This window comes from Henriciella aquimarina (assembly GCF_002088975.1).
Lineage (GTDB): Bacteria > Pseudomonadota > Alphaproteobacteria > Caulobacterales > Hyphomonadaceae > Henriciella > Henriciella aquimarina.
Genome location: NZ_NCST01000047.1, coordinates 25828 through 35310 on the forward strand (window position 1 = coordinate 25828; position 9483 = coordinate 35310).

Annotated in this window: 11 protein-coding genes; 2 read left to right on the forward strand and 9 right to left on the reverse strand. The window is 62.3% G+C overall.

All coding sequences use genetic code 11. The features are described from left to right. Window positions 1-91 precede the first annotated feature (91 nt). The 8 genes from B8784_RS07555 to B8784_RS07590 all read right to left on the reverse strand — a co-directional run bounded on the left by B8784_RS07555 (window position 92) and on the right by B8784_RS07590 (window position 6995). A complete protein-coding gene (locus B8784_RS07555; RefSeq protein WP_034827853.1) occupies window positions 92-2017 on the reverse strand; it encodes a DUF3363 domain-containing protein in 1926 nt (641 codons plus the stop codon). 221 nt (window positions 2018-2238) lie between these two features. Next, window positions 2239-2736, reverse strand: a complete 498-nt coding sequence (locus B8784_RS07560; RefSeq protein ID WP_084397056.1) for a S26 family signal peptidase — start codon at window positions 2734-2736, stop codon at window positions 2239-2241. Further along, window positions 2733-2966: a helix-turn-helix transcriptional regulator gene (locus B8784_RS07565; protein ID WP_084397058.1), complete on the reverse strand. Its 234-nt coding sequence runs from the start codon at window positions 2964-2966 to the stop codon at window positions 2733-2735. The genes B8784_RS07560 and B8784_RS07565 overlap by 4 nt, the downstream gene beginning before the upstream one ends. Window positions 2967-3132: 166 nt before the next feature. Next, a complete protein-coding gene (locus B8784_RS07570) occupies window positions 3133-3456 on the reverse strand; it encodes a DUF736 domain-containing protein (RefSeq protein ID WP_045694945.1) in 324 nt (107 codons plus the stop codon). 454 nt (window positions 3457-3910) lie between these two features. Then, a complete protein-coding gene (locus tag B8784_RS07575) occupies window positions 3911-5683 on the reverse strand; it encodes a ParB/RepB/Spo0J family partition protein (RefSeq protein WP_084397060.1) in 1773 nt (590 codons plus the stop codon). Between the two features lie 48 nt (window positions 5684-5731). Next, the gene (locus B8784_RS07580) at window positions 5732-6208 is read right to left on the reverse strand and encodes a hypothetical protein (protein ID WP_084397062.1); all 477 of its coding nucleotides are present in this window, start codon (window positions 6206-6208) and stop codon (window positions 5732-5734) included. Continuing rightward, the gene (locus B8784_RS07585) at window positions 6205-6417 is read right to left on the reverse strand and encodes a hypothetical protein (RefSeq protein WP_084397064.1); all 213 of its coding nucleotides are present in this window, start codon (window positions 6415-6417) and stop codon (window positions 6205-6207) included. Before B8784_RS07585 ends, B8784_RS07580 begins: the two co-directional genes overlap by 4 nt. A 14-nt stretch (window positions 6418-6431) precedes the next feature. Further along, the gene (locus tag B8784_RS07590) at window positions 6432-6995 is read right to left on the reverse strand and encodes an antirestriction protein ArdA (RefSeq protein WP_158085623.1); all 564 of its coding nucleotides are present in this window, start codon (window positions 6993-6995) and stop codon (window positions 6432-6434) included. A gap of 346 nt (window positions 6996-7341) precedes the next feature. Here B8784_RS07590 and mads1 point away from each other — a divergent pair, with 346 nt between their 5' ends. After that, window positions 7342-7527: a methylation-associated defense system helix-turn-helix domain-containing protein MAD1 gene (gene mads1 / locus B8784_RS07595; RefSeq protein WP_084397066.1), complete on the forward strand. Its 186-nt coding sequence runs from the start codon at window positions 7342-7344 to the stop codon at window positions 7525-7527. Between the two features lie 11 nt (window positions 7528-7538). After that, the gene (locus B8784_RS07600; protein ID WP_084397068.1) at window positions 7539-8363 is read left to right on the forward strand and encodes a DUF262 domain-containing protein; all 825 of its coding nucleotides are present in this window, start codon (window positions 7539-7541) and stop codon (window positions 8361-8363) included. On the opposite strand, the gene B8784_RS07605 is transcribed toward B8784_RS07600, so the two are convergent. Beyond that, a protein-coding gene (locus B8784_RS07605; RefSeq protein ID WP_143435295.1) for an IS3 family transposase occupies window positions 8339-9477 on the reverse strand; the annotation gives its coding sequence in 2 pieces (ribosomal slippage) (window positions 8339-9219 and window positions 9219-9477; 1140 coding nt in all). The genes B8784_RS07600 and B8784_RS07605 overlap by 25 nt on opposite strands. Window positions 9478-9483: the final 6 nt, after the last annotated feature.

Consider the following 9483-nt stretch of genomic DNA (forward strand, 5'->3'; position numbering starts at 1 on the left):
TGTAGGCTCCCAGAATGGTCGCGCGCGGGCGGGTGCGCCCAGCCGCAAAGCGCGCCAAAGCGCGCAACGCCCTGCAAAGGCGTGCAAGGAGTCAGCGCGACAAGCCCCGTGCTCGCTCCATGCCGAGGCTCCAGGAGAGGCCCCGCGCTGTTCGCTGGATGCTCAGCTCACGGCCGATCTGTCGACCGAGCGCCTCGCGCCAGGGCACGAGGGTGAACTCCTTGGCATTGCCGACAATTGCCATGCGTCCGGCCCCGAGATCGACATGGCCTTCGAGCGTGCCTTCGAACCCGTCGCCGGGCTGAACCGTGACTGCTTCACGGCTGGTGTGCGCCGCAATCGCGGCGCTGGCGCGTGTCAGCTCCATGACCCGAAGACGTGCACGCTGATCGTCTGACAGGCGGTCCTGCCCCTCGCCAAGGTAGCCTTGCTCACGGAGCCATGCCTGTCGCTGTGCCCGGAGCGTGCCGATCTGCGTTTCGGCTGGCGCTTCCGCATCTGTCGACCGATCGAGCCAGGTCTCACCTCGAAAGCGAACCTGCTCTTCGGCTGGCACCCAGGACAGGACAGCAAGTCGGACCCCGCCTGCGCGCTGCGCCTCATGCGCCGCCGCCCGCTCCAGAAAATCCTCGCCAATATGCCATTCGCCGGTGGCAAGCCGCGCACCGATCCCGGCCCGGCGCAGGGCTTCGAGCCTGCGTTTCAGGGAGAGCCGGTAATCCGATTTCGAGCCCGGATCGTGGCGGGCATGCAGCTCCTGCGACCAGACGCCGCCCGCAGCCTCCGCGACCGCCGCAATGGCCCGGTCGGAGGGGCGCGCCATGGCGCTTGCCCGCCTCAGCTCCACCACTGCGCCTTCAACAGGCGGCGCCGCCATGTCGACCGCGCCTGCCGGGACATGCCATATCCGGCCATCAAAATCCTCGACCAGCAGAAAGCGCGTGTCGCGCAGCTCATCCTCGGGACCATAGGCCTTCACAAGTCCCCGGATCGGGTCAGCACCGAGCTTCAGCTCCTCGATGAAGGATACGGCCCGTCCCTGTCGCGTGTATTCCGCCGCGAGCGTGCGGATGATGTCGCCCCGCCGGGCCTCGCGTTTGAGTCTGTCCTGCCAGCCGGACTTCATCTCGAAAACCCGCTCATCGAGCCGCCTTGCAAGGCCGAGGGATTCCAGATGCCGCAGCCGCCTCAGCTTCACCGCGCGGTCGAACCGCGCCGCGCTGCCGCTCGCGACATCAAGCTCGATGCGCCCGCCCTCAAGCGCCGCCTCGATCTCGCGATCAAGCCCGGTCCAGCGGTCCTGGCTAACCTCGCTCTCACGCGCCTGCGCAATCTCCAGCGCCCGCCTCGGACCGAGCCGCTGCGTGAGAAGGTCCTCGGCGGTTTCGCGAAGGCCGTTCATCAAATAGTCGCGGGCGATCACCACATCGCGCATGCGCGCATCGCGTCCGCGAATGACGATATGAGTGTGCGGATGCCCTGTATTGTGATGATCGACGGCGACCCAGTCGAGACGCCTGCCGAGGTCACGCTCCATCTGCGCCATGAGTTCTCGGGTGGCGCTTTTCAGATCGCCGAGGCGCGCGCCGTCTTCCGGTGAGACGATGATACGGAACTGGTGCCGGTCCTGCTCGCTGCGCTCAAGGAAACCCCGCGCATCGACGCTGTCGCTCTCCCGATCATAGAGCACGCCGCCTTCGCCGTACCTGTCCACACCGTCGCGTTGGAGATAGCCAAGATGGGCACGGTAAAGGCCGGACCCGGAGCGCCCGCCGCGCGCGATATGAACCTTCACCACGACGCGGCGCATATGCAGGCGTGAAAGACGCCCGGTCTTGAGCCCGCGCGTGCCGGCGGCGCGACCTGCTCCGGAACGCGCGCCTGTGAAGCTTGCCCGCGTCGCCTTGGGCAGCTTCGCAATCGCCCGGCGCAGCTTGCGTGAGGCCCGCCGTCCTGAGCCTCTTCCCTGATCGCCGATCCGCCCGAGGCGCGGGGTAAAGGGCGTCTCCTCGCTCATAGTGCGGCCTCCGGCCCGTGCACCCGAAAAACCCTCGATAAATCTGAGACTTGCCGGAAACCCGTGCACCGCAATGTTGTGCAAAGGGTTCCAAAAAAGAGATGTGCAGACAAGGCGTTAGGTGGCATGTGGTGCCACAGCTTCAATCTCGCCCTACCGGGTTCGCTTATCTGTTCGCTGCACCGCCTTGCATCGCTTTGCATCTGCTTGCAGTCCCGTCACTATTGCGAAGTCATGAGCGGGCGCGCCACGCCGACGAGATCGGAGCGCTGCATGGCCCCGAAATAGCGCCCGTCGAGAGAGTCCGGATGCGGCGAAAGAAGGAAGACCTGCCCTTCATTCAGGCGCACGCAGCCCTGCCAGACCGGCAAGGCGCGGCCCATGGAATCGCCTTCCCTGGCCGTCGCGACGGGCTTTCCATTGATCGAAACGTCAACACCAGATCGGCAGATTTCATCGCCGGGAAGCCCCGCAATCTGCTTCAAGAGCGGCCAGTTCCGGCCAACAAATCCGTGGTCTTCAGCCCACTGCGCTTCAACGCTCCTGGCTGAGACGACGACCCATCGGCCAGGGGTGAATGGCTCGTCGCTCAGCCAGTACAGCCCTTGCGGCGCGCTGCCGGTCCGGTTCCAGATCAGCCTGTCCATGGGGGAGAAGATCAGGCCGAACAGAGCAAGGCCGATGCCCGCGCCCGTCATCAAAAGCGCGCGGCGTTTCATTTGGTGTTCCTGATCTTCTCGGACGTGGAGGCATAGGCGTTGCGCTCCGACCAGGCGATGAGATCGGGTTTCGGATAGAAGACCCGTGCGCCATGTTTGCGATAGATGGGCCCCCGTCCTTCGCAGCGATAATGATCGAGTGTGGAGCGTGTCAGGCGCAGGAATTCTGCCGCCTCGGTCACGGTGAGAAGCTCCGGCCAGTCATCGTCATGTCGTCTGTTTCGTGTCATTGCAGCCGCTCCTTTTCTTCCTGCAGGCTTGGCAAAGACTTGCCGCGAACTGCGCCGGTCTGGAGGGATAAAATCGCGCCCGCGCATTTTCTCCCCCCTTCCTGAGCACAAAAAAGCCGCTCCGAAGACGATCTCCGGAGCGGCTCATTGGCGATGGATCGGCCCCCTAGTCCCGCGGGTTCCAGAGGATGACGTGACGCCCCTTTTTGCCTTTCACGGGGGCGAGGTTCGCGTAGATCTTGCGCGGGCCGATCTGCGGGTCAGCGAGGGTGATCGAGACATATTCGCGCCCCGATGCCTTGGCTTTGCGAAGCCATCCACCGCCGATTTCAGTCGAGGTTTCTCCGGCGAAGATGCGGTAGTCGGGCTGTCCGTCGGCGGCTTTCTCCGCATTCTTCTCGATGCGGATGGCAGCCGAGAGGTTCATCATTGCAAGAGCGCCTTCGAAGCCGGTCTTGGTTTCGCTGACGTATCCGAGTGCGTTGGCCATGGTTTGGTTCCTTTCGTTTCCATGTCGTCCCGGGGACCCCTTGTCCCCGTCGACGCCGGACCGAAAGGACGGGGCCGGACGGGTCTGAACCGCTCGCGGGCGTAGCGCAGCGGAGCACCGGCCCGAAGAAGAATTTTGATCCGCGAGGAGCCGCAAAGCGGCGGGGAAAATTCTTCGCATGGGCCGGTTTCAAGGCCCGACAGGCGTCGTCCAGGTCACACGGCATGAGACGGGAACAAGGGGTTCGGAGCGCATCGGTTGGAAACAGATGAACCCACGTTAGCCGACATTTCGGAAAGCCAAGCGAGACCCAAAGACGGGGCGATTTTTTTTGGCGCGGTTCAATCAATGAACCCTCTGCCTGCGCACAGACTGCATCCATCAGCGCGCGAAAAACCGCCCGGCGACTGTCACCGGGCGGCTCCGTCATCCGCCTGACGAGGAGACTGAAAGGTCAGGCGGCGTGTGGTTGATCGAAGGCTTCGGCGTCGGGCGCATCGGTGTCTTCACGTCCCTCGAACAGCCCCGCAATTCGCGCCCATGCATCGGCGGGCGGGGAACCTGCACCCTCGACAAGGCGGGCGGGCGGCACCTGCATCCATGCGGGCCGCCAGTCAGGATGGGGCTCGCATCCATGGCCCATGATCCGGTTGCCGATGATCTGTTTCTGGACCTTGGCGGTGTCGCAAGCGCAGCCGTCCGCCAGCGATTTCGATGCGATTTCGGCGACCATCGCGTTGATCGCGCGCTTGTCTCGCAACAGGTCGAAGAAGGCCGCGTTCGGCTTCCAGTACGCAGGCAAATCTGTCTCGCAGACATGCAACACGGCCTCAACGACCGGCCCGCCTGCTTCGAGTGTCTGCGCCATGGTGAAGGCCAGAACCTCCATGACTTCCTCGTCCGACATGGCGAGCAAGGCGGCGAAGATTTCGCAGAGCCGGTAGGCATCAGTATTGCGCCGCGCCTCAGCGGACACGCTCAGCGTCTCAAACAGGGAAGCGATGCGGGCGCGCTTTTCCTCTATCTCGGCGGCGGCTTTCGAGCCTTCAAGGCTGGCGCGCGTCTCCTCCTTGCGGCTTGTGCATTCATGGGCGCGAACCTGCCACAAGGCGCTGCCGGTCATGGCATGGGCGACCATCAGACGCAGCGCGATGGCAGGCTGGCCCGCAAGGCTTGCCGACGCTGCGCCATGGCGATGCAGGAGAATGTATTCGGCCAGCGGGCCGGACATTTCCGGTTTGACGGGCGCGGCAGGCACATCGTCCTTGCCAGCCTTCGCCGTTTGCTCCCGCCGCGCCTCCGCCTGCGAGATGTAGCCCTCATGGAAGGTCACGGTGCCGTCATGGCGTAGCTCGACGCACACCTTTCCGCCTTGCTTCTTCGTGCGGGTCTGATGGTCCCAGCGATGGAAGAACGCCCCTCGTTCAAGGCAGACAACGTCCTTCCAGCCTTCTGCAATGTAAGCCTCGATGCGCTGCGCCACGGCGGCGGACTGCGCCGTCCAGAAGGCTTCGGTATCGGCGAACACGCCATGCTCGCCGAAAAGGTCGGCTGTGATCTGGCCATCATAGTCGGCGATGTCGAACAGCGCTTTGTCGGTGGTGATGATCGCGCCGCCGGTGATCCATGCCTTGCAGTTGCGCCCTCGCGGGGCCCGTTCATCCTCGCTTTCATAGAGCCGCAGCCATTCGGCCTGCTGGTCTGGCGTGGCGAGCGTCAGGGCGCGGATCGTCTCGCGGTCGATCTCGTCCTCGGCATAGAGTTTTCGGATCGGTTCAGCGAGCGAGGCCAGCGCCAGAACGCGGCGCACCAGAAGCTCGGTGACGCCAAAGAAACCTGCGATATCGTCCACGCCTCGCCCCTCATCGTGCAGGCGTTTGAAGGCGGTGTACTGCTCCATTTCAGATGCTGGCAGGCGTCCGACATTCTCGATGACGGAGGCGGCAATGGCGCTCGCGGCATCCTCCTCCTTCATGATCGCGCAGGGGACATGAGGCGTCTGCCCCGTCTCCTTCTCGATCTCTTTCAGGGCAAAATAACGCCGCCGTCCGGCGACAACGCCATAGTGATCGCCTTCCTTGCGGACCAGCAAAGTCTGCCGGATTCCGCTCTCGCGGATGGATGGCAGGATGTCGGACACGTCCGGCTTCTTGCGGCTGTGGCGCATATTGAGTTTTGAAATCCGAAGCTCGGACAGGGGGATGATTTTGAGAATGGGCTGGGCCATGATCTGGCTCCTTTTTGATTGAGGGGTTTTGAGATTGGGGGCGCGCCGTCAGGCGCGCGCCCCGCTGATTTCCAGCGCCGCACAAAGGCGGCGGGCGGCGGCGCGGCCTGCGTCCAGCGCCTCGGATAGAAGCTCCTGCGCGACCTGCGTCAGATAAGCGTTGTCGCTGCCGGGATAGTTCGCCTCGATGCCCCAAAGGCTCGCCGCATGGGCGTCCAAAGTGACGCCTTCCAGCGCCACGGACAGGACGATCCCGCAATAGAACCATTCGTCCCTGCGCCATGCCTCCATGACCGCTTCGGCCTTGGCCTGCGCCTCGGCGAAGCGCTGTCGGTGGTTTGGTCCGGGGCCGATAAATCCCGGCGCGTCCTTGTAGAGCGAAGGCCAGAATCCGTCCTGGCGCTCATCCGGTGCATCGGGGCAATCATCGCGCACAATCCGCGCAGTGATTTCGATGCCTGCAACCTCGCAAGAGATGCTGTCGCCCTCCCAAACGAAGGTCTGAAAGCGCTGCGTGAACGTCATGCCGCGCCCTCCGAAAAGAGGCCTGCAATCGCGATCCAGTGCGGGCCGTACACGGCATGTTCGCCGCATTCATCGCAACGGTAGGCGCTCGCATCGGGTTCGCAGCACTCGCGTGGGGCACGGCAGGCAAGGCAGAAGCCTTCTGACCAGTCGTCAGCCTGCTGCAATTCTTCGAGCGTGAAACGATAGCGGGTGGTTTCGGGAGTCATGTCAAAGCCCTCCCTTACCGCGACCAGAAGATATGGACTTCATCGAAGCCCGTCTGGAACACCATGATCTCGCCATTCAGCGCCATGTCGCGGGCAAGGGCCTGCCAGTCGATGTAATAGCGAAGGCTCTCCGGTATCTGCGTTCCGGTGTCCTCGTGCAGGCTCTCGGCAAAGTCCGCCGCGCTGCGATATTCGCCCGCATAGTCCTCGAAGGCGGCGCGCGCCTCGGCGAGGTCGTCGCCGAAATGGCTCAACACCTTGCCGCCTAGCTCGCCATGCTCCTCGATAAAATCGGCAAGCTCGCAAACCGTCTCGAAGCTCGCATATTCCGACAGGTTCGCGCCCTCGAAGCCTTCATAATCGTGGATCGCCCATTCCTCGGCGTCGGACTCCGGCGAGTCCGCCAGCATGGCGCGAACCTGTTCCCAAATCTCGTCTGGGGTGGTCGCGTCGATCCATCGGCCATGCAGGCAGCCGGAATTGTAGGCTGCAAGGCAAGCCACATAGATGCGCGGTCTGTCGGTTCGCGCGGGTGCAGGCGTTGCCGCGTGCGCGTGGGTGCAAATCTGGTCAGTCATGTCAGTCTCCTCTCCCGCCCGCGTTCTTTTCCCGACAGTCGGGTGGGCGGCGAGGAGGTGCTCAGCCGGAGCGCACCAGGGCGGCGCGCAAGGGGAAGCTGTAGGTAGGACGCCTAAAGACGATCATAGATCACAAGGACCCGCCCCCTTGCGCGGCGACCGCGCTCTGGCAGACGCACCGTCCGCCCACCTGACTGATGGGAGAGATATTGAGGCGGAGGGAGGCTGGAGTGGTCGGGCGAGCATGCTGAACGCGAGCGACACCCCAACGCCGTTTCCCGGTTGTGCTATTTCCCGATTCTGCCTAATTTTCTCAAACAGGCTGATTTCGGCTCAAGGGGCGGTCATGGAAACCGACATTCTGACCATCAAGGAAGTGGCGGAATATCTGCGCATTACGGAGAAAACCGCCTACCGGCTGGCCTCCGAGCGCAAGATACCGGGCTTCAAGGTCGGCGGCTCCTGGCGGTTCCGCAAGGGTGAGATTGATGAGTGGATCGAGGGCCAGAAATCCTCGGGTAAAGAAAGCTAAATGGGGAGCAAATGGCGCAGCAGGACATTCCAATAAAGGAGCTCGTCGCAAAGATTGAGCGAGGCGAAATCCGTTTGCCGGAAATGCAGCGTCAATATGTTTGGCAATCTACTCGCGTCCGAGACCTGCTGGATTCTCTTTATAGGGGCTATCCGTCAGGTACGATCTTGACCTGGGAAACTGATGAAGGTGTCGCGACGCGTGAGTTTGCAGTTGATCAGGCCACTACCGATACGGGTCGGTTTCAATTGTTGCTCGATGGTCAACAGCGTCTGACGTCCCTATCGGCAATCCTGCGAGGACAACCTGTCCATGTTCGCGGAAGGAAGCGTCCTATAGATATTCTCTTCAATCTGGACCACCCGGACGATCTTCAATTCATCACAGAAGTCAATGAAAACGACGATACAGATGACGATGACACCGAGGACTCAGCCGACGCGTCGGAAGACGAACTCCTCCAGCGCTTCGACAAAATGGCCTTCGTTGTTCATTCCAAAAAACTCGCGGCAAAGCCGCATTGGGTCTCAGTAACAGGCGTGTTTAAGGAAAGCAGCGATACACCTTTCTTAAAAGCCGCCGGCGTCACCTCAATGGACGATCCGCGCTATGACAAATACACATCGCGCCTGAAGCAACTGCGCGCTATTCGCGACTACGGATATCGGGTTCATGTGCTCGAGCGCGATAAATCCTATGAGGAAGTCACAGAGATCTTCGTTCGGGTGAATTCCTTGGGCGCGAAACTTGGTCTGCCCCACCGGAGTGGTCCACCAGATTTATTAGCCCGGCGGTTTCCACGTAGCGGCGTTCATGCCGCTACCTCCCCACAGTAAGGCGGTATGAACGCCGCGGGCAAGATGGCTTGTGGCGCGGGCGGTCGGTAGCCCAGAGAAGAGTGCGGACGCGCGGTGTTGTAATGCCACCGCCAGGTCTCGATCAGGACTTTCGCCTCCCTGAGATCATAGAAGATTTCCCTCGCCAACAACTCGTCTCTGAGCTTGGAGTTGAAGCTCTCGCAGTAGCCGTTCTCCCAAGGCGAACCGGGTTCGATATAGAGCGTCTTCACGCCGATCCGGCCAAGCCACTCGCGCAGGGCCGTGGCGATGAACTCGGGGCCATTGTCGGAACGGATATGCTCCGGCGGGCCATGATGCACGAACAGTTCGCCCAGCGTGTCTAGGACATCGCGGGAGTTGAGCTTGCGTTCGACACGAATGGCGAGGCATTCGCGAGTGAACTCATCAATCACACACAGCATGCGGAACACCTTGCCGTCATGCGTGCGGTCCTGAACGAAGTCATAGGACCAGACATGGCCCTTGTGCATCGGCCTCAGCCGGATGCAGGAGCCGTCATTCAGCCAGAGACGGCCTCTCTTTGGTTGTTTCATTGGCACTTTCAGCCCTTCACGCCGCCAGATGCGATACACCCGCTTCTCGTTCACATGCCAGCCATCCCGTCTCAGCAGGGCCGTGATCCGGCGGTAGCCATACCGGCCGAACCGTTCAGCCAGGGCGATGATGGCCGCTGTCAGCACATCCTCGTCCTGGCGTGGCACACGCGGCTTGCGCTGGGTGGAACGGTGCTGGCCGATCACGCGGCAGGCCCGGCGCTCGGTTGCGCCGAGTGTCTCCACCACATGATCGACCGCCTCGCGCTTGCGTGAAGGGCTCAGAACTTTCCCTTGATGACTTCCTGCAGGATCTGGTTGTCGAGGGTCAGATCAGAAATGGCGCGACGCAGCCGCGCATTCTCCTTCTCGATCTCCTTCAGCCGTTTGGCCTGGCCAACCTGCAGCCCGCCATACTCCTTGCGCCACCGATAGTATGTCTGTTCCGTCACCCCGATCGAACGCACGGCCTGACCCGTCGTCTCACCCCGCGCGAGGCGGACCTCCACCTCCCGCAGCTTCGCTATGATCTCTTCAGGCGTTGATCTCTTGCCCATGTCTCA

Coding starts and splice junctions, on each gene's coding strand:
- B8784_RS07585 (WP_084397064.1), bottom strand. CDS start 6,417: ATGACTCCCGAAACCACCCGCTATCGTTTCACGCTCGAAGAATTGCAG.
- B8784_RS07570 (WP_045694945.1), bottom strand. CDS start 3,456: ATGGCCAACGCACTCGGATACGTCAGCGAAACCAAGACCGGCTTCGAA.
- B8784_RS07555 (WP_034827853.1), bottom strand. CDS start 2,017: ATGAGCGAGGAGACGCCCTTTACCCCGCGCCTCGGGCGGATCGGCGAT.
- B8784_RS07560 (WP_084397056.1), bottom strand. CDS start 2,736: ATGAAACGCCGCGCGCTTTTGATGACGGGCGCGGGCATCGGCCTTGCT.
- B8784_RS07575 (WP_084397060.1), bottom strand. CDS start 5,683: ATGGCCCAGCCCATTCTCAAAATCATCCCCCTGTCCGAGCTTCGGATT.
- B8784_RS07590 (WP_158085623.1), bottom strand. CDS start 6,995: ATGACTGACCAGATTTGCACCCACGCGCACGCGGCAACGCCTGCACCC.
- B8784_RS07600 (WP_084397068.1), top strand. CDS start 7,539: ATGGCGCAGCAGGACATTCCAATAAAGGAGCTCGTCGCAAAGATTGAG.
- mads1 (WP_084397066.1), top strand. CDS start 7,342: ATGGAAACCGACATTCTGACCATCAAGGAAGTGGCGGAATATCTGCGC.
- B8784_RS07565 (WP_084397058.1), bottom strand. CDS start 2,966: ATGACACGAAACAGACGACATGACGATGACTGGCCGGAGCTTCTCACC.
- B8784_RS07580 (WP_084397062.1), bottom strand. CDS start 6,208: ATGACGTTCACGCAGCGCTTTCAGACCTTCGTTTGGGAGGGCGACAGC.